The following is a 19,595-nucleotide window of genomic DNA, read 5'->3' as shown; positions in this document are numbered from 1 at the left end:
ATGACACCGCCACCGGAAAGTGTTAAAATAATGATAACCCTATCTGCTATGAAACGAGGTTGGTAGCGCATGAATCTAGTCCCGATTGTGGTGGAACAAACAAACCGCGGCGAGCGTTCGTACGATATTTACTCGCGATTGTTGAAAGACCGCATTATCTTCCTCGGAAGCGGCATCGATGACGATGTGGCCAATCTCGTCATCGCGCAATTGCTTTTCCTTGCGGCGGAAGACCCGGAGAAGGACATTCACCTCTATATAAATTCTCCCGGCGGTTCGGTCACGGCCGGGATGGGCATCTACGATACGATGCAATATATTAAGCCCGACGTGTCGACGATTTGCGTCGGCATGGCGGCGAGCATGGGCTCCATCCTGCTCACGGCCGGCGCGAAAGGCAAGCGGTACGCGCTGCCGAACAGCGAGGTCATGATCCATCAGCCGCTCGGCGGCGTCAGAGGCCAGGCGACGGACATCAAAATCCATGCGGACTGGATCATCAAGACGAAGCAGAAGCTGAACCAAATTTACGTGACGCATACGGGCCAGCCGTACGAGAAAATCGAGCGCGACACGGATCGGGATTTCTTCATGAGCGCGGAAGAAGCACTCGCTTACGGGCTCATCGACAAGGTGATCACGCCGGGCGATCTGAAATAAGGAGGGAAGGTTATGTTTAAGTTCAACGAAGAGAAGGGCCAGCTGAAATGTTCGTTCTGCGGAAAAATGCAGGATCAGGTGCGCAAACTCGTCGCCGGTCCTGGCGTATATATTTGCGATGAATGCATCGAGCTGTGCACGGAGATCGTCGAGGAGGAACTCGGTCACGAGGAAGAGCTCGATCTGAAGGAAGTGCCGAAGCCGCATCAAATTCGCGAAATTTTGGACCAGTACGTCATCGGCCAAGACCAAGCGAAAAAATCGCTCGCGGTCGCCGTTTACAACCACTATAAGCGGATCAACACGACAGGCAAAAACGAAGACGTCGAGTTGACGAAGAGCAACATCATGCTCGTCGGCCCGACGGGCAGCGGCAAAACGCTCCTCGCGCAGACGCTCGCGAAAATTTTGAACGTGCCGTTCGCGATCGCGGACGCGACGTCGCTCACGGAAGCGGGCTACGTCGGCGAAGACGTGGAGAACATTCTGCTGAAGCTCATCCAAGCGGCGGATTACGACGTCGAGAAGGCGGAGCGCGGCATCATTTATATCGACGAAATCGACAAAGTGGCGCGCAAGTCGGAGAACCCATCGATCACGCGCGACGTATCGGGCGAAGGCGTTCAGCAGGCGCTGCTGAAAATTTTGGAAGGCACGGTTGCGTCCGTTCCGCCGCAGGGCGGCCGGAAGCACCCGCACCAAGAGTTCATCCAAATCGATACGACGAACATCTTGTTCATCTGCGGCGGCGCGTTCGACGGCCTCGAGCAGATTATCAAGCGCCGGATCGGCAAGAAGGTCATCGGCTTCGGCGCCGACGGCCAGAAGGCGGATCTCAAAGCGGGCGAATATTTGTCGATGGTGCTGCCGGAAGACTTGCTGAAATACGGCCTCATTCCGGAATTCGTCGGCCGTCTGCCGGTCATCACGTCGCTCGAACCGCTCGACGAGGCGGCGCTCGTGCGCATCCTCTCCGAGCCGAAGAACGCGCTCGTGAAGCAGTATCAGAAGCTGCTTGAGATGGATAACGTCCACCTCGAGTTCGAGCAGGAGGCGCTTACCGCGATCGCGGCGGAAGCGATCAAGCGGAATACCGGCGCCCGGGGCCTGCGCGCCATCATCGAGAGCATCATGCTCGACGTGATGTACGACGTGCCGTCGCGGACCGATATTAACCACTGCCTCATCACGAAGGACGTCGTCGCGAACAAAATCGTGCCGACGCTCACGCTCGCGAAGACCGATAAGAAAAACAAGAAGGAAGAAAGCGCGTAACCCGCGGTTTCGGAACGTTAATCCGCGCAGCATCCGTCTCCCCAGACGGGTGCTTCGTTTCGTTATTTCCTTGGGAGGGGAACCGAATGTACCATCGCAAAGATACTCGTCCCGTCAAAGTCGGCAATCTCACGATCGGCGGCAGCAACGAAGTGACGATTCAAAGCATGTGCACGACGAAAACGGCCAACGTCGAAGCGACCGTCGCCGAAATTCACCGGCTCGAGGAAGCCGGCTGCCAGCTCGTGCGGGTGACGGTGAACAACGAGGAAGCGGCCGAGGCGATCAAAGAAATCAAAAAGCGCATCTCGATCCCGCTCGTCGCGGATATCCATTTCGATTACCGGCTCGCGCTGAAGGCGATCGAGAACGGGATCGACAAGGTGCGCATCAATCCGGGCAACATCGGCAAGCGCAAGAACGTCGAGGCGGTCGTTCAAGCCTGCAAGGATCGCGGCATTCCGATCCGCATCGGCGTGAACGCCGGCTCGCTCGAGAAGCATCTGCTCGAGAAATACGGCTACCCGACGCCCGACGCGATGGTCGAGAGCGCGCTGTTCCATATCGGCATCTTGGAAGAGCTCGATTTCCACGACATCATCGTGTCGCTGAAGGCGTCCGACGTGCCGATGGCGATCGCGGCGTACACGAAGGCGGCGCAGGTCATTCCGTATCCGCTGCACCTCGGCATCACCGAAGCCGGCACGCTGTTCTCCGGCACGGTGAAGAGCGCGGCAGGTCTCGGCGTGCTGCTCAATATGGGCATCGGTTCGACGGTCCGCATTTCGCTCAGCGCCGATCCGGTCGAAGAGGTGAAGGTCGCTCGCGAGCTGCTGAAGACGTTCGGGCTCATCACGAACGCCGCGACGCTCGTTTCCTGCCCGACGTGCGGGCGCCTCGATATCGACCTGTTCGCGGTCGCGAACGAGGTGGAGGCGTATCTGGAGAAGGTGAAGGTTCCGATCAAGGTGTCCGTGCTCGGCTGCGCCGTGAACGGCCCGGGCGAAGCGCGGGAGGCGGACATCGGCATCGCCGGCGCGAGAGGCGAAGGCATGCTGTTCCGCTACGGCGAAATGATCCGCAAAGTGCCGGAGCAAGAGCTGGTGACGGAGCTGAAGAAAGAGATCGACGTCATCGTCGAGCATTACAACCGCACCGGAGAAATACCGGGACGGAAGCATCACAATTTGCACAGTTAAGCGGCGCAAAGCCCCGAGTCGAATGTCGACTCGGGGCTTTTCATTTGCATGCCGCTTTCACCGGATGAAGGAACAGGAGGAAGGTAATACTGAAGGGTAACGATAGAAGCATGAGGAGGGACGAACGGTGACGCTAAGCCTCGTTTTGATGCTGGTACAGGTGTTTTTCGCCGTGGTCATCGGTTTATATTTTTGGAATTTGCTGCGTAATCAACAGACCAACAAGGTGGCCGTCGATCGGGAATCGAAGAAAGAGATGGAGAAGCTGCGGAAGCTGCGCAGCATCACGCTGACGAAGCCGCTGGCCGAGCGGACGCGTCCGACGACGATGAGCGACATTATCGGGCAGAAGGAAGGGCTGCGGGCGCTGAAGGCGGCGCTGTGCGGACCGAACCCGCAGCACGTGATCGTGTACGGCCCGCCGGGGGTCGGCAAGACGGCGGCGGCGCGCGTCATTCTCGAGGAAGCGAAGAAAAATCCGGACTCCCCGTTCCGGCAGGACGCTAAGTTCACGGAGATCGACGCGACGACGGCGCGCTTCGACGAGCGCGGCATCGCCGATCCGCTGATCGGCTCGGTGCACGACCCGATCTATCAAGGGGCGGGCGCGATGGGCGTCGCCGGCATTCCGCAGCCGAAGCCGGGCGCGGTCAGCAAGGCGCACGGCGGCGTGCTGTTCATCGACGAGATCGGGGAGCTTCACCCGATTCAATTGAATAAGCTGTTGAAGGTGTTGGAGGATCGCAAGGTGTTCCTCGAGAGCGCCTATTATAATCCGGAAGACACGCATATCCCGAGCTATATCCACGACATTTTCCAAAACGGGCTCCCCGCCGATTTCCGCCTCGTGGGCGCGACGACGCGCACGCCGCAGGAGCTGCCGCCGGCGCTGCGGTCCCGCTGCATGGAAATTTTCTTCCGCCCGCTGCTGCCGGAGGAAATCGGGGAAATTACGGAGAACGCGATCCGCAAGGTCGGCATGGAGCCGAATCCGGAAGCGGTCGACGTCGTCAAGCGGTACGCGACGAACGGGCGCGAAGCCGTCAACATCGTCCAGCTGGCGGCCGGCGTCGCGCTGACGGAAGGCCGCAGCGAGCTGAGCGCCGCCGACGTGGAGTGGGTGGCGCGCTGCAGCCAAATGACGCCGCGGCCGGAGAAGAAAATTCCGCCGGAGCCGATGGTCGGCTTCGTGAACGGCCTCGCCGTGTACGGTCCGAACATGGGCACGCTGCTCGAGATCGAGGTGACGGCGAACCAAGCGGAGCGGCCGGGCGCCGGGAAAATCAACATTACCGGCGTCGTCGACGAAGAGGAGCTCGGGGGCGGTTCGAAGACGCTGCGACGCAAAAGCATGGCGCGCGGCTCCGTCGAGAACGTTATGACGGTGCTGCGCCGGTTCGGGCTGAAGCCGCACGACTACGACCTTCATGTCAATTTCCCGGGCGGCGTGCCGATCGACGGGCCGAGCGCCGGCGTCGCGATGGCGACGGCGATCGCGTCCGCCATCCTCGGCGTGCCGGTCGACAACCGGGTCGCGATGACGGGCGAGGTAAGCATCCACGGCAAGGTGAAGCCGGTCGGCGGCGTCGTCTCGAAGGTCGAAGCCGCGTTCCAGGCGGGCGCGACGAAAGTGTTCATCCCGAAGGAAAACTGGCAAACGCTGTTCGAGGATATCGGCGGCGGGTTGTCCGTCGTGCCGCTCGAGCATATCGACGAATTGTTCTCGGCGCTGTTCGGCATCGAGCGCGAGCCGGCGCTGCCGCTTATGGCGAATTTCGCGGCGGAATCAAGCCCGAACGTCTCGGTGCTGCACGCGGAAAGCGCCGACCAATAACGGGCGGAGTCGCGTCGTTGGTAATTTGAAGGTGACTTTGGTAGAATGAAATACAGTCGTTTTCCTTGAAGCGACAACGGAGAAGAGTCTCTTGGAGGTGCCACAGGATGGGCTTGAAACAACCGAAGGGACGGCGCCTGCCGCTGCTGCCTTTACGGGGGCTCTTGGTTTACCCAAGCATGGTGCTCCATCTGGATGTAGGCCGGGAAAAGTCGGTCAAAGCCTTAGAGAAGGCGATGATCGAAGACAACATGATATTGTTGTGCACGCAGTCCGAAATCAACATCGAAGAACCGTCGCAAGACGATATTTACCGGATCGGCACCATTTCCAAAGTACGCCAGATGCTGAAGCTTCCGAACGGCACGATTCGGGTGCTCGTCGAGGGCGTCACGCGGGCGGAAATCGCGGAGTACGTGCCGAACGCCGATTATTACGAGGTCATGGTCCGGGAAATGCCGGAGCAGGAGACGCAAGATTCCGAGACGAACGCGCTGAAGCGGACCGTCCTCACCCAATTCGAGCACTACATCAGCCTGTCGAAAAAGGTGACCCCCGAAACGCTCGCCGCCGTCTCCGACATCGACGAGCCCGGGCGCCTCGCCGACGTTATTTGCAGCCATCTGTCGCTCAAGATCAAGGATAAGCAGGAAATCCTCGAGACGATCGACGTGCGCCAGCGGCTCGAGAAGCTGCTCGGCTTCTTGAACAACGAGCGCGAGGTGCTCGAGCTCGAGCGGAAGATCAACCAGCGCGTCAAGAAGCAGATGGAGAAGACGCAGAAGGAGTACTACCTTCGCGAGCAGATGAAGGCGATCCAGAAGGAGCTCGGCGACAAGGAAGGCCGCGCGGGCGAAGCGGAGGAGCTGCGGGCGAAGCTGAAGGAGACCGACGTCCCGGAGGCGGTGGCGGAGAAAATCGAGAAGGAAATCGACCGTCTCGAGAAAATGCCCGCGACGTCCGCCGAAGGCGGCGTCATCCGCGCGTACGTCGACTGGCTGCTCGCCCTGCCTTGGAGCAAGTCGACGGAAGACGATCTCGACCTCGCGAAGGCCGAGCGCATCCTCGACGAGGACCATTACGGCATGGAGAAGCCGAAGGAGCGCGTGCTCGAATACCTCGCGGTGCAGAAGCTCGTGAAGAAGCTGAAGGGGCCGATCTTGTGCCTCGTCGGCCCGCCCGGCGTCGGCAAGACGTCGCTCGGCCGCTCGATCGCGAAGTCGCTCGACCGCAAGTTCGTGCGCATCTCGCTCGGCGGCGTGCGCGACGAAGCCGAGATCCGCGGACATCGCCGTACGTACGTAGGGGCGATGCCGGGGCGCATCATTCAAGGGCTTAAGAACGCAGGCAGCAATAATCCCGTCTTTCTTTTGGACGAAATCGATAAGATGGCCATGGACTTCCGCGGCGATCCGGCGTCCGCGCTGCTCGAGGTGCTCGACCCGGAACAAAACAACACGTTCAGCGACCATTACATCGAGACGCCGTTCGACTTGTCGAAGGTGATGTTCATCACGACCGCGAACGCGCTGCACAACATTCCTCGGCCGCTGCTCGACCGGATGGAAGTGCTGTACATTCCGGGCTACACCGAAATCGAGAAGCTGCAAATCGCCGAGCGTCATCTCGTGCCGAAGCAGCGGAAAGATCACGGCCTCGAGGAAGCGCAGCTTGCGATCGCGTCGGACGCGCTGCGCCGCGTCATCCGCGAGTATACGCGGGAAGCCGGCGTGCGAAATTTGGAGCAGCAGATCGCGGCGCTGTGCCGCAAGGCGGCGAAAGTGATCGTCGAAGAGCCGGAGCGGACGCTGACGATCGACGCGGACGACGTGCCGGAATATCTCGGGCCGCCGAAGTTCCGTTTCGGCCTCGCCGAGGAAGAGGATCAGGTCGGCGTCGTGTGCGGTTTGGCCTGGACCGAGGTCGGCGGCGACACGCTTCATATCGAGGTGACGGTGCTGCCGGGCAGCGGCAAGCTGACGCTGACGGGCAAGCTCGGCGACGTCATGAAGGAGTCCGCGCAGGCCGCATTCAGCTACGCGCGGTCGAAATCGCAGGAGCTCAACATTCCGTCCGACTTCCATGAGAAGAAAGACATTCATATTCATATCCCGGAGGGAGCCATCCCGAAGGACGGTCCGTCCGCGGGCATCACGATCGCGACGGCGCTCATCTCGGCGCTGTCCGAAACGCCGGTGCGGCGCGACGTGGCGATGACGGGCGAAATCACGCTCCGCGGCCGCGTGCTGCCGATCGGGGGACTGAAGGAAAAAGCGCTCGCCGCCCATCGGGCGGGCATCGTGAAAATTTTGTTCCCGAAGGACAACGAGAAAGATTTGAAAGAAATCCCCGACAGCGTCAGGCAAGAAGTCGAATTCGTTCCGGTCTCCCACATGGACGAAGTCTTGCGGCATGCGCTCGCGCATCGCGAGGGAGTAGGGTCCTGACCTGCGGGAAAGGCGGAACGCAACGTGAAAATAACGAGCACCGAATTTGTCATCAGCGCCGTAAAACCGGAGCAATACCCCGATGACGCTCTGCCGGAGATCGCTCTGGCAGGGCGTTCCAACGTGGGCAAATCGTCCTTGATCAATCGACTTATTCAACGCAAAAATTTGGCCCGGACGAGCGGTCAGCCCGGCAAAACGCAGACGCTGAACTATTACCGGATCAACAACAACATGTACTTCGTCGATCTTCCCGGCTACGGCTTCGCCCGCGTCTCGCAGGAAACCCGGAAGCAGTGGGGCAAGATGATCGAGAAATATTTGACGGAGCGCATGAACCTGCGCGCCGTGCTGCACCTCGTCGACATCCGCCACGCGCCGTCGGCGGAGGACGTCATGATGAGCGAATGGCTCGACCATATCGGCATCGAAACGTGCGTCGTGGCGACGAAGGCGGACAAAATTCCGAAAGGCAAGCGCCCCGCTCACGTGAAGGTCATTCGCGAGAAGCTGGGCCTCGCCAAAGATCGGCCCGTCATCGTATTCTCGTCCGAGGAAGGACTCGGCAAAGACGAGCTGTGGGCTTGGATCAAGCCGCGGCTTTCGACCGACGGGGGGACGGACGGAGAACCGTCGGAAACCGAAGAAGCGTAGCGCGAACATCGAACGTTCGAGTCCCCTACGGGGGCTTGGACGTTTTTTCGTTCGCGGACCGTGCGGGGGCGAGAAGGCGAGCGAGGGGGCGCTTTTCGGAGCGGAAACGAGCGGCGGGGAGCCGTCAATCTAGGCGTCCGCCCAAAAAAACGTGCCGGATCCCGTAGGGAAGCGGAGAACGTCCGGCACGAAACCGAGGAAGCCATGGGATTTATGCGGCTCCTTTGGCAATATCGCGGTTTTTCTCGATATTTGCCCGAAATTCAAGAGCGGGGCGCGGGCATTTGTATTTCCGTCTGGTGTATAATGTATGTACGGGGACCGAAACTTGCGTTTCCTAACCTTGATGAATTGAGGAGATATTCGTATGGCTCAGCGGTTAGCGACCGAATACGTCAAAACCTGTCTGATCGTAAACGAAGCCCAGTGGTACCAACTCATTCAGCTGTTTCAAGTTCATAACCTAACGTTCAAAGTCAAAGTGTTGGAAAACGGCGACCACGAGGTCGTATTCGAGCAGGCGTCCGGAACGGAGTCGCTGACATTGACGTTCCAACGAAAACTCGGAAAATTCGTGCTGGAAGGCTCATGCCGATTTACGGATTTGCAGCTGGCGAACGCCATGCGCAAGGCGGTGTCCCAGTTTAAAGGCGATGCAGTCGTCAACCGGATTTACGAAGCGTACACCTTAGAGTATCAGTACCGGAACGGCGCGGTCGTGCGGATTACGGAGCGCAGCGCGCGCGGCGAACGGCTCGTCTACGAACATAAGGACACGCTCGGCGAACTGTCGCGCACGTTCATGAACGGCAGCGTCGAAGCGCAGATTCAAGTGGTTCGTTTGGAAATCAACGATTGGCTGGATCGGCGGAACGCTTGCAAAGACGCCGCCGAGCTGCGCGGCATCGACGCGGAGCTGAACCGCTTATCGCATCGGTTGTTCGTGTTGGAAGCCTAACGATGAAATCCGCCCCTCTGGGCGGATTTTTGCATGCCGGCCGCCCTGAGGGGCGGCTTTTTTGCGTTATGGCCGAAGCGGCGACGCGGCGCCGTCTTTACCGAGGTTTTGTGGGTTTCATGCTTTAAAACGTTAATGAAAGCGTTAACTAATGACGTTTCATTCCGATTTATCGAAAAACAATGTTGACATTGTGTGGTATTTGGGTCATTATTAAGTCATAAAGCTCCATAAAACCAAATGTAAACGAATTCAAGAAGGGTGTTGTGCGAGGCTTTATAAGGCTTTTTACTCATCTTTTACGGGAGGTCTATGTAGAATGAGGAAGTCTTTAGTCGTCTGGTTGTCGTTATTACTGACGATGAGCTTGGTATTGGCCGCTTGCAGCGGCGGGAGCGGCGGGAGCGGCAGCGGATCGGCCGGCCAGGAGGGCGAAGCCGGAGCGGAAACAACCTCTCCGAAAAATGAAAGCGCAACCAATTCGAAGGAGTCCGAAGCGAAGCCGGCCGAAAAGGTGGAGTTGGATTTTTGGACGTTCTGGGGCTCCGAGACGCGCCGGCCGATCATCGAGCATATTGTCGACGAATTCAACAAGTCGCAAGACCGCATCGTTGTTAAACATACATTTTTGCCTTGGGGCGACATTTGGACGAAAAACACGGCGGCGATCGCGGCGGGCGATCCGCCGGACGTGATCGTCAACGACATCAACGCGGTGGCGCATCGCGCCGCGAACGGCCAAGTGACGAACCTTTCGGAATATTTGGCGAAGGATAACGTGCAGGATCAGTTTTATCCGGAATTGTGGAAGACGGTGCTGTACGAGGGCGATGCGTACGCGCTGCCGTTCAACACCGATACTCGCTTCTTGTTTTATAACAAGGCGGCGTTCAAAGAAGCGGGTCTCGACCCCGAGAAGCCGCCGACGACGTGGGCCGAGCTGGAGGAATACGCGAAGAAGCTGGATCAGAAGCAAGGGAACCGTTACACGCGCATCGGCTTTTACCCGCTGTGGGGCAATTTCGGCTATGACGCTTGGATGATCAATACGGAGCCGAACGGCTTGAGCTACTTCGACTATGACACGGGCGAAGTGACGATTAACACGCCGGCCAAGGTGGAAGCGCTGAAGTGGATCAACAGCTGGACCGAGCGCCTCGGTCAAACGAACGTCGACGCGTTCAAGGCCGAATTCGGCAGCCAGCAGGCGGACCCGTTCATCTCCGGCAAAGTCGCGATGATCGTTACGACGGGTACGTTCTATACGCAGCTCCGCGATTACGGGCAGCACATCGACTTCGGCGTCGCTCCGGTGCCGGAGAAGACGGCCGGCAACGGCCATTGGAGCTCCGGCGGCGGATTCGTCGTCGAAATTCCGAAGGGGGCGAGCCACCCGGACGAAGCGTGGGAATTCCTCAAATGGCTGGGCGGCAAGCAAGCGCAGGAGTACTGGGCAGTGAAAAACTTCGACAACGTCGCGAATATCGAAGCCGCGGAGACGGCGGCGGGCAACTCCGAGCTGAGCGACAAAGGCAAAGAAGTGTATCAAATGGCCGTCGACAACATGGAGTGGACGAAGTTGAGTCCCGTCCCGCTCGAAGCTCCGGAATATTGGAATTTGAAAAACCCGCAGATGGACGCGGCGCTTCTCGGGCAGAAGACGCCGGAAGAAGCGTTGGCGCAAGCGCAGAAAGAAGTCGAGGAACTGATTCAGCGGAATAAGAAGCAATAGCATCCGAAGAAAGGAGCGGCGTTTTTCTTCATCGGCCGCTCCTTTTTCGATCAAAGGAGTTGACGACCATGGCCGATCGGACGAAGCGACCGGGCGGAGGCTGGAGCCGGAACCGGCGGAAAGAGGAGCTGCAAGGGTATTTATTCATTTCCCCGTGGCTGCTCGGGTTTTTGATTTTCACCGCGGGTCCGATGCTGTTCTCGTTATACGCCAGCTTTACGAACTACAACATCACCTCCAAATTCGATTTCATCGGATTCGCCAACTACGTCGAGATGGCGAAGCACGACCGAATCTTCTGGATTTCTTTGTACAACACGGTGTACTACGTGGTGTTCATGGTGCCGCTCACGACGATCGGCGCCGTCCTGCTGGGCGTTCTGCTGAATCAAGGCGTGTCCGGGATGCGGCTGTACCGAACGATCTTTTACTTGCCGGCCGTCTTGTCGGGCGTAGCCGTGTACCTCTTGTGGATGCAGCTGCTGAGCCCGTCGACCGGTTTGATCAATACGATCTTGGGTTGGTTCGGCATCGTCGGACCGGCTTGGCTGTACGATCCGCAATGGACGAAGCCGTCCTTGGTCCTCATGAAGCTCTGGTCGCTCGGCGGCGGCATGCTGCTTTATTTGGCGACGCTGCAGAACGTGCCGTCTCATCTGTACGAAGCCGCGGAGATCGATGGCGCGAACGCGTTCCAGCGGTTCCGGAACATTACGCTGCCCATGATAACGCCGATTATTTTCTTCGACCTCGTGACGAGCACGATCGGCGGCTTCCAGGTATTCCAAGAGGCGTACATTATGTCCGAATCCGGCGACGGCGGGCCCCAAAACTCGCTTGTATTCTATAACCTGCATATGTGGAATCAAGCGTTCGAGGTGTTCGACATGGGGTACGCTTCCTCCATGGCGTGGGTGCTGCTCGCGATCGTCATGACGATTACGCTGGTGAATTTGAAGCTGTCGAAGCATTGGGTGCATTACGAAGGAGGGGAGCATCGGTAATGGCCGCAACGACGAAGAGATTCAGCTACTATCAAAGCCGCAGGGCGAAAATGCGGATCAACCAGGTCGTCGTGACGCTGCTGCTGCTTGCGGGAAGTCTCCTGTTCCTTTCCCCGCTGTGGTGGATGTTCGCCACCTCGGTGAAATCGATGCAGGAAATCATGCAGTATCCTCCGACCTGGTGGCCGACGCAGTTTCATTTCGAGAATTACGCGAAAGCGTGGACTACGGCGCCGTTCACGAGATTCGCCTTGAACTCGCTCTTCGTTTCGGCGTTCGTCGTCGTCGGGAGCGTCCTGTCCAACTCGCTTGTCGCCTACGGCTTCGCCAAGATGCATTTCCGCGGGAGGAACGTGTTGTTCGCGATCGTCCTCGGGACGATGATGCTTCCCGGCTTCGTCACTTTGGTTCCGCAGTATATTTTGTTCGCGAAGCTGGGCTGGCTGAACACCTACCTGCCGCTCATCATTCCGCCGTTTACGGCGGGGGCGTTCTTCATCTTTCTGAATCGCCAGTTTCTGCTCGGCATCCCGAACGAGCTGCTCGAAGCGGCGAAAATCGACGGCGCGAGCCACTTCTACATTTGGTCGCGTCTCATGCTGCCGCTGACGAAGCCGGTGCTCGCGACGACGGCGATTTTTTCCTTCAACGGCTCTTGGAACGATGTGCTCGGCCCGCTCTTGTATTTGAACGAAGAATCGAAATATACGATTCAGTTGGGGCTCGCCACGTTCAAAGGAACGGTGCAAACGCAGTGGCATTATTTGATGGCCGCGTCGATTCTCGTGCTGATCCCGGTCGTATCGCTGTTCTTTTTCTTCCAGAAGTATTTCATCGAAGGCATGAATTTGACGTCGGGGACTAAGGGATAGGCGCCCAGAGAATAGAGGAGAGATATCTATGACTGTACGAAACAGGCCGGATAACGTCATTACCTTGAAAAAGGCATTGGAGACGGCCGAAAAGCGGGGTTACGCCGTCGGGTCGTTCTCGCCGAGATATACGCCGATCGTGAAGCCGGTGCTGCAAGCGGGGCAGGAAACGAGCTCGCCCCTGATCGTGCAAATTTCGGAGAAAGAATTGGCGCGTTACGGCATCGCGCCGCAGGAGTTCGGGGAGGAATTTTACCGGCAAATCCGCGAATTGCGCATTACCGTGCCCGCGGTGCTTCATCTGGACCATACCAAAGGGCTGGCGACGATCGCCCAGGCGATCGAGGCAGGGTTTACCTCCGTCATGATCGATGCGTCGGAGCACGTCCTTGATGAAAATATCCGCTTGACGAAAGAGGTCGTGGAATACGCCCGCGCCAGAGGGGTCTCGGTCGAGGCGGAGCTCGGGATGATCGGGACGACCGACTTCATCGAAACGGACGAAGACGAGGAGCTGTACACGGATCCTGAGGAGGCGATGCGCTTCGTGCGCGAGACGGGAGTGGACGCGCTGGCGGTTTCGTGCGGTACGGCGCACGGGGTGTACAACGTTCGCCAGCCGAAAATCGATTTGGACCGGCTTGCGGCGATTCGCCGCTTAACGCCGGTTCATCTGGTGCTGCACGGCGGGTCGGGCGTGCCGGCCGACATGATGGCGAGCGCGATCCATCTGCCGGGAGGCGGCATCAGCAAGGTGAACATCGCCACCGATCTGGAGCTGGCGCTGCTTGCGGCATTGGGACGGGAGCAGCGCATGACGAACGCGGAATGCAAGGCGCTCCCTTCGGAGCAGCTCGAACGCGGCCGGAATGCCGTCCGAGCGGCGGTCGCGGACAAAATCCGCCATTTCCTGGGCAGCGCCGGCCGCGCGAACGAGGGCACCGAATCGTAATTGTGGGATGCCGAGCGTTTCGCAAGGTGATCGTTACTTTTTCATTGACACGATGTGGGATATTCTCGAGAATAAGTTAACACCATTCATAAATCCAACCAAATCGTCATTCCGCCGTGACCGATTCGATTGCGCGGGCGTCGGAAATGATGCCGATAGGAGGGGATGCGGCGATGAACCGCACGCTGGCCATTATCCATACGACGGTCGTCACGGTTGAGCCGCTGAAGGAGCTGGCTCTGAGCATGATTCCGAACTGCGAGATCATCAATTTCGTCGACGACTCGATTCTTCCCGAGCTCGCCGGGAACGGCGGCGATCCGGAAGCCGTGAAAGAGCGGTTGTGCGCCTACGCGACATTCGCGGAACGGCGAGGGGCGGACTGCATCTTGAGCGCCTGCTCGTCGGTCGGCGAAATCGCATCGGCGATGCAGGCGCGCGTCGACGTGCCCGTCGTCCGAATCGACGAGGCGATGGCGGAGGCGGCGGTGCGCGCGGGGGGCCGCATCGGGGTGGCGGCGACGCTCGACACGACGCTCCGGCCGACCCTCGCGCTGCTGCGCCGGAAAGCCGACGAAGCCGGGAATGATGTGGAATTCCGGCCGCTGCTCGTGGACGAAGCGTACCGCCGGCTCATCGCGGGGGATAAAGAAGGCCACGACGCGGCGCTGGCCGAGGCGCTCGAGCGGCTGATCGGCGGCGCCGATACGGTCGTGCTTGCGCAGGCGTCCATGGCGCGCGTGCTTCCCCGCCTTCCGGAGGGGGTCCGGGACCGCTTCCTCGCGAGCCCGAGGCTCGGCATGCAGCGGGTGAAGGAAACGCTCGAACGCGCGGCGCCGAACGCCGGGGGACGGGGCGAACGCCGCTGAACGAGGCGCGCGCGGCGGATGCGGATCGCTCGCTAAGGAGGAGAAGCGATTGAAGCAGCTTGCGGAGAACTTGTATATGTACCGGGATACCTGCAACGTCTACGTCGTGAAAGACGGTCCCGACGCCGTGCTCGTCGACTTCGGCGACGGCGGCGTATTGGACGAACTGCCGTCGATCGGCGTCGAGCGCGTCGCGGCGATTCTGATGACGCACCATCACCGCGACCAAGGGCAAGGGCTGCCGAAGGCGGAACAACGCGGCATCCCGATTTGGGTGCCGCACGCGGAGCAGGATCTGTTCGCCCGCGTCGACGCGCATTGGCAGGGGCGGGTCGTGCGCAACAATTATTTCGTCCGGCAGGACCGCTTCTCGCTGCTTGAGCCCGTGCGCATCGCCGGCACGCTCGTCGACTACGCCGAGTGGACCTGCGGGTCGCTTCGGTTTCTCGTCGTGCCGACGCCGGGCCATACGACAGGGTCGATTACGCTCATGACGGAGCTGCAAGGGAGAACGTACGCGTTCTGCGGCGATTTGATCTACGGACCGGGGAAAGTGTGGTCGATGGCGGCAACGCAATGGACCTATAACGGGGCGGAGGGCGTGCCGGCCTCCATCGCTTCGCTGCTGGATGTGAAGGAGCGGCGCCCCGACGCGCTGCTCCCGTCCCACGGCGAGCCGATGGAGCGGCCGGCGGAAGCGATCGACCCGCTGGTCGAGCGGCTGCGGCAGCTGCTTCGTTACCGCGGGCATAACGCAAGGCTGTTCGAGCTGCGCGATCGTCCGTACGAACGGGTGACGGAGCATCTGCTGAGGAGCCGGGCGGCCTTCGCGAATTATTACGTCTTGTTGTCGGCATCCGGCAAAGCGCTGCTGCTCGATTTCGGGTACGACTTCGCGACGGGGATCGTCGAGCCGACGGACCGCGCGTCGCGCCGACCGTGGCTGTATTCGATCCCTCGCCTGAAGCGGCAGTTCGGCGTCGCGCGGATCGAGGCGGTACTGCTCACTCATTACCATGACGACCACGTGGCCGGCTGCAATGCGCTGCGGCAAGCCGAAGGGGCGGAGGTGTGGGCGGCGGAGCATTTCGCGGACGTGCTGGAGCGTCCCGAAGCGTACGATCTGCCGTGCTTATGGTACGACCCGATCCCCGTCGATCGGAAAATCGCGCTCGACGCGCCGTTCCGCTGGGAGGAGTACGAAATCGAGCTGCACGCGCTGCCGGGGCATACGCGGTACGCCGCGGCGATTTCGTTCGAGGCGGACGGCAAGAGGGTGCTCGTAACCGGCGACCAATATCAAGGGAATGACGGATTGCAATATAACTACGTATACCAGAACGGCTTTCAAATAGATGACTACGTCCGCAGCGCGGAGCTGTACCGGCGGCTTCGACCCGACGTCATTTTGACGGGGCATTGGGAGCCGCTGTGGGTGGAGCCGGGATATTACGACGCCTTGGACGAACGAGGGGCCGCGCTCGCGCGGCTGCATGCCGAGCTGCTGCCGCTCGAGGACGCGGATTTCGGCGCGGACGGCTTCGGCTGCGTCATCAGCCCGTACGAATTCGACCTCGCCGCGGGGGACGCCGCCGAAGCGCGGGTGGAAGTCCGGAACCCGTTCCCGACGGCGGCGGAGGCGACCGTGACGCTCGTTCTGCCGGAGGGCTGGACGGCGCCGCCCGCGCGTCGCATCCGGCTGGAGCCTCGCCAAACGGCGGCGCTCGCGTTCGCGTTTCGGACGCCGGAGGGGCTGACGGCGCGCCGCCGGCGCATCGCCGCCGACGTCACCGTGGGCGGCAAGAGGCTTGGCCAATTGGCCGAAGCGTTAGTCAACGTGCATGCGGACATTCGGAATGACGGACACGTCTAAATCAGGAGGCGCAATCGCGATGAAACGTAAGAAGCTTCACATGATCGGCAACGCGCATTTGGACCCGGTATGGCTGTGGCAGTGGCAGGAAGGCTTCCAAGAGGCGAAAGCCACCTTCCGATCCGCCTTGGACCGAATGAAGGAGTCCGAGGACTTCCTGTTCACGTCCAGCTCGGCCGCGATGTACGAGTGGGTGGAGAACAACGACCCGAAGATGTTCGAGGAAATCCGGCAGCGCGTGCGGGAAGGCCGCTGGCATATCGTCGGAGGCTGGTGGATTCAGCCGGATTGCAACATCCCGGGCGGCGAATCGTTCGTGCGGCAGGGGCTGTACGGGCAGCGTTATTTCAAAGAGAAATTCGGCGTGACCGCGAAGGTCGGCTACAACGTGGACAGCTTCGGCCATGCCGGCTCGCTGCCGCAAATTTTGAAGAAAAGCGGTATGGATTACTACGTCATGATGCGTCCGATGCCGAACGAGAAGGGGCTGCCGGGCCGTCTGTTTTATTGGGAGTCGGACGACGGCTCGCGCGTGCTGACGTTCCGCATCATGTTCGAATATTGCACCTGGGGGAAAGAGCTGGATAAGCATGTTCGCCGGTGCGCGGCCGAATTGAAGGAGCCGTTCGACGAATTGATGTGTTTCTACGGCGTCGGCAATCACGGCGGCGGCCCGACGAAGGAAAACATCGAGAGCATCCGCAGGCTGAACGAGGATCCGGAGGCGCCGACGCTCGAATTCAGCACGCCGACCCGCTTTTTCCAACAGGTAGAATCGAGAAACCTTCCGTTCCCCGTCGTGCACGACGATTTGCAGCATCACGCGAGCGGCTGCTACGCGGCGCACTCGGGCGTGAAGAAATGGAACCGGGAGGCGGAGCATAGGCTCATCGCGGCGGAAAAGTTTTCCATCCTGGCGGAATGGACGACGGGACAGCCGTATCCTTCGAACTATGCGCAAGCTTGGAAGAACGTGCTCTTCAACCAGTTTCACGACATTTTGGCGGGCACGAGCATCGAGCCGGCGTACGAGGACGCCCGCCATATGCACGGAGAGGCGATGGCGATCGCGGACCGTGGGCTCAATTATGCGATCCAATCGTTCTCGTGGAACATTCATATCGAGCAAGAGGAGGGCATGAAACCGATCGTCGTATTCAACCCGCATTCGTGGAACAGCAAGGTCAACGTCGAAATCGAAATCGGCGGGCTGAAGGACACGGCCGTCCTCGTGGACAACGACGGGAAGGTCGTGCCGCACCAAGCGGTGCAATCGCTCGCGACGGCGAACGGCCGGTACCGGCTCAGCTTTATCGCCGATCTTCCGCCGATGGGATACCGCGTCTATAAATTGTACCCGGCATCGACGCTGCCGAAGGCGGACGTCCAACCGATCGTCGCGCACGATACGCTGCTCGAGAACGATCGGTTCCGCCTCGAATTCGATCCGTTGACGGGGTATATCAGCAGTTTGTTCGATAAGCGGGTGCAGACGGAGGTGTTCAAGGAAGCCGCCGCGAGGCCGGTCGTCATCGAGGATGCTTCCGACACGTGGAGCCATAACGTGTTCCATTTCAACCGGGTCGCGGGCGCGTTCGTCGCGACGTCGGTGAAGCGCGTCGAGCACGGGCCGGTGAAGTCGGTCGTGCGGGTGACGAGCGAGTACGGCCATTCGAAGCTCGTGCAGGAGTTCGCCATGTACCGGGAGCTCGACCGAATCGACGTGAAGGTGACCGTCGATTGGCGGGAAAAGTTCAAAATGCTGAAGCTCGTGTTCCCGGTCAACCTGATCTTCACCCGGCAAAGCTACGAAATTCCGTACGGATACATCGAGCGCGAGCATAACGGCGAGGAGGAGCCCGGCCAAAGCTGGATCGATTATTCGGGTATCGTGCGCGGCAAAGATACGGTATACGGCGTCAGCTTGATCAACGACGCGAAATACAGTTACAGCATTCATAATAAAGAAATGGCGATGACCGTGCTGCGCAGCCCGATCTACGCCCATCACGATCCGCTCGTGCCCGACCCGAACGGACAATACAGCTTTATCGACCAAGGCATTCAGACGTTCCATTACACGCTGCTGCCGCACGAAAACAATTGGGAGGACGCCGGCACGGTGCAGCGGGCGGCCGAACTAAATCAGCGGCCGATCGCGATCATCGAGACGTATCATGAAGGCGAGCTGCCGCAGTCGGACAGCTTCCTGTCGATCGACAAGCCGAACGTCGTCGTCGGCGCCTTGAAGAAGGCCGAAGACAACGACGATATGATTTTGCGCTGCTACGAAACGACGAAAGCCGCGACCGACGCCGTCATCCGCCTGCCGAAATGGAATCGGGAAATCCAGGCGAAATTCGCGCCTTGCGAAATCAAAACGTTCCGCATCCCGAAGCGGCCGGAGGAGCCGGTCCGCGAAACGAATCTGATCGAGTGGGAATCATCGTTGGAAATTTAGGAGGGTATGCGAATGATCGTCATCCAGCGTCGCAATAAGATCAAGGAGCGGCTGCTGCAAGAGCGCAGCGTCAAGGTCGCCGATTTGGTCCAAGAATTCAACGTTTCGGAAGAAACGATACGGAGAGATTTGCATCAGCTCGAGCAGGAAGGGTTGATCAAAAAAAATTACGGCGGCGCCATCTTGTTGGAGGAGTTCGAGAACGTCGTCATTCCGCCGGTGCAGCAGCGGACGCTCCAGCATTTCGAAGAGAAAGACGCGATCGGCAAAAAAGCGGCGGAAATGGTGGAAGGCCATCAAATCGTCATCATCGACGCCGGCTCCACGACGTGGTGCATGGCCCGCTATTTAAAGGACAAACCGGGGCTCGTCGTCGTCACGAACGGCATTAACGTCGCCGAGCAGTGCAGCGAGAACGAGGAGGCGCAAATTTTCCTTCTCGGCGGCAAACTCATTCGCAAGTCGAAGAGCCTCGTCGGCCCGCAGGCCGAGATGGAGCTGCATAAATATAACGCGCATTACGCGTTCATGGGCGCCTCCGGCGTGTCGGAGCGCAAAGGATTCACCAGCTTGGACATTTACGAAGCGGAAATCAAGCGGGCGATGATCGCGGCCGGGCAGAAGGTCGTGGTGCTGGCCGACCACAGCAAATTTCAGCGCCAAGGCCTCGTCTCGTTCAGCAGCTTTCGGGACGTCGACATGTTGATCACGAGCAGCCTGACCGACGCCCAGACGATCAAGCATATTCGGGAGATGGGCGTCGAGGTCGTCGTCTGCCCGGTCGAAGCGAAGTGAGGAGGGCGCT

The 19,595-nt window shown here is 59.7% G+C and carries 15 protein-coding genes; all 15 read left to right on the top strand.

What is annotated here, in order from left to right; genetic code table 11:
* The first annotated feature begins 69 nt into the window (after positions 1-69).
* The gene (gene clpP, locus VE009_RS19615) at positions 70-660 is read left to right on the top strand and encodes an ATP-dependent Clp endopeptidase proteolytic subunit ClpP (protein ID WP_325010543.1); all 591 of its coding nucleotides are present in this window, start codon (positions 70-72) and stop codon (positions 658-660) included.
* Positions 661-672: 12 nt separating this feature from the next.
* The gene (gene clpX, locus VE009_RS19610; protein WP_325010541.1) at positions 673-1,935 is read left to right on the top strand and encodes an ATP-dependent protease ATP-binding subunit ClpX; all 1,263 of its coding nucleotides are present in this window, start codon (positions 673-675) and stop codon (positions 1,933-1,935) included.
* 86 nt (positions 1,936-2,021) lie between these two features.
* Complete coding sequence (gene ispG / locus VE009_RS19605) at positions 2,022-3,134, top strand: flavodoxin-dependent (E)-4-hydroxy-3-methylbut-2-enyl-diphosphate synthase (protein WP_325010539.1); 1,113 nt, start codon at positions 2,022-2,024, stop codon at positions 3,132-3,134.
* A gap of 127 nt (positions 3,135-3,261) precedes the next feature.
* On the top strand, positions 3,262-4,968 hold the full coding sequence (gene lonB / locus VE009_RS19600; RefSeq protein ID WP_325010537.1) for an ATP-dependent protease LonB: 1,707 nt from the start codon (positions 3,262-3,264) through the stop codon (positions 4,966-4,968).
* Between the two features lie 107 nt (positions 4,969-5,075).
* Entirely contained in the window at positions 5,076-7,415 is a 2,340-nt protein-coding gene (gene lon / locus VE009_RS19595; protein WP_325010535.1) for an endopeptidase La, read from the top strand.
* A 24-nt stretch (positions 7,416-7,439) separates the two neighbouring features.
* Complete coding sequence (gene yihA, locus VE009_RS19590) at positions 7,440-8,069, top strand: ribosome biogenesis GTP-binding protein YihA/YsxC (protein ID WP_325010533.1); 630 nt, start codon at positions 7,440-7,442, stop codon at positions 8,067-8,069.
* A gap of 367 nt (positions 8,070-8,436) precedes the next feature.
* Positions 8,437-9,027 carry a non-ribosomal peptide synthetase module gene (locus VE009_RS19585; RefSeq protein WP_325010532.1) on the top strand — a complete coding sequence of 197 codons (591 nt, stop codon included), beginning with the start codon at positions 8,437-8,439 and terminating at the stop codon, positions 9,025-9,027.
* A gap of 319 nt (positions 9,028-9,346) precedes the next feature.
* Complete coding sequence (locus VE009_RS19580; protein WP_325010530.1) at positions 9,347-10,759, top strand: ABC transporter substrate-binding protein; 1,413 nt, start codon at positions 9,347-9,349, stop codon at positions 10,757-10,759.
* A 68-nt stretch (positions 10,760-10,827) separates the two neighbouring features.
* Complete coding sequence (locus tag VE009_RS19575) at positions 10,828-11,763, top strand: sugar ABC transporter permease (RefSeq protein WP_325010528.1); 936 nt, start codon at positions 10,828-10,830, stop codon at positions 11,761-11,763.
* Entirely contained in the window at positions 11,763-12,635 is an 873-nt protein-coding gene (locus VE009_RS19570) for a carbohydrate ABC transporter permease (RefSeq protein WP_325010526.1), read from the top strand. Before VE009_RS19575 ends, VE009_RS19570 begins: the two co-directional genes overlap by 1 nt.
* A gap of 28 nt (positions 12,636-12,663) precedes the next feature.
* Entirely contained in the window at positions 12,664-13,587 is a 924-nt protein-coding gene (locus VE009_RS19565) for a class II fructose-bisphosphate aldolase (protein WP_325010524.1), read from the top strand.
* Positions 13,588-13,760: 173 nt separating this feature from the next.
* A complete protein-coding gene (locus VE009_RS19560) occupies positions 13,761-14,456 on the top strand; it encodes an aspartate/glutamate racemase family protein (protein ID WP_325010523.1) in 696 nt (231 codons plus the stop codon).
* 49 nt (positions 14,457-14,505) lie between these two features.
* Entirely contained in the window at positions 14,506-16,329 is a 1,824-nt protein-coding gene (locus VE009_RS19555) for an MBL fold metallo-hydrolase (RefSeq protein ID WP_325010521.1), read from the top strand.
* 19 nt (positions 16,330-16,348) lie between these two features.
* The gene (locus tag VE009_RS19550; RefSeq protein ID WP_325010519.1) at positions 16,349-18,790 is read left to right on the top strand and encodes an alpha-mannosidase; all 2,442 of its coding nucleotides are present in this window, start codon (positions 16,349-16,351) and stop codon (positions 18,788-18,790) included.
* A gap of 12 nt (positions 18,791-18,802) precedes the next feature.
* Complete coding sequence (locus VE009_RS19545) at positions 18,803-19,585, top strand: DeoR/GlpR family DNA-binding transcription regulator (protein ID WP_325010518.1); 783 nt, start codon at positions 18,803-18,805, stop codon at positions 19,583-19,585.
* Positions 19,586-19,595 lie beyond the last annotated feature (10 nt).

It is taken from the genome of Paenibacillus sp., assembly GCF_035645195.1.
Taxonomy (GTDB): domain Bacteria; phylum Bacillota; class Bacilli; order Paenibacillales; family YIM-B00363; genus Paenibacillus_AE.
Note: the sequence above shows the minus strand (reverse complement) of the source record. Positions and strands in the feature narration are given on the sequence as shown.

Excerpts from the sequence above, each read along its gene's own strand:
- VE009_RS19545 (WP_325010518.1), top strand. The coding sequence starts at position 18,803 with ATGATCGTCATCCAGCGTCGCAATAAGATCAAGGAGCGGCTGCTGCAA.
- VE009_RS19550 (WP_325010519.1), top strand. The coding sequence starts at position 16,349 with ATGAAACGTAAGAAGCTTCACATGATCGGCAACGCGCATTTGGACCCG.
- VE009_RS19575 (WP_325010528.1), top strand. The coding sequence starts at position 10,828 with ATGGCCGATCGGACGAAGCGACCGGGCGGAGGCTGGAGCCGGAACCGG.
- lon (WP_325010535.1), top strand. The coding sequence starts at position 5,076 with ATGGGCTTGAAACAACCGAAGGGACGGCGCCTGCCGCTGCTGCCTTTA.
- VE009_RS19585 (WP_325010532.1), top strand. The coding sequence starts at position 8,437 with ATGGCTCAGCGGTTAGCGACCGAATACGTCAAAACCTGTCTGATCGTA.
- ispG (WP_325010539.1), top strand. The coding sequence starts at position 2,022 with ATGTACCATCGCAAAGATACTCGTCCCGTCAAAGTCGGCAATCTCACG.
- VE009_RS19565 (WP_325010524.1), top strand. The coding sequence starts at position 12,664 with ATGACTGTACGAAACAGGCCGGATAACGTCATTACCTTGAAAAAGGCA.
- VE009_RS19580 (WP_325010530.1), top strand. The coding sequence starts at position 9,347 with ATGAGGAAGTCTTTAGTCGTCTGGTTGTCGTTATTACTGACGATGAGC.
- clpX (WP_325010541.1), top strand. The coding sequence starts at position 673 with ATGTTTAAGTTCAACGAAGAGAAGGGCCAGCTGAAATGTTCGTTCTGC.
- clpP (WP_325010543.1), top strand. The coding sequence starts at position 70 with ATGAATCTAGTCCCGATTGTGGTGGAACAAACAAACCGCGGCGAGCGT.
- VE009_RS19570 (WP_325010526.1), top strand. The coding sequence starts at position 11,763 with ATGGCCGCAACGACGAAGAGATTCAGCTACTATCAAAGCCGCAGGGCG.
- VE009_RS19560 (WP_325010523.1), top strand. The coding sequence starts at position 13,761 with ATGAACCGCACGCTGGCCATTATCCATACGACGGTCGTCACGGTTGAG.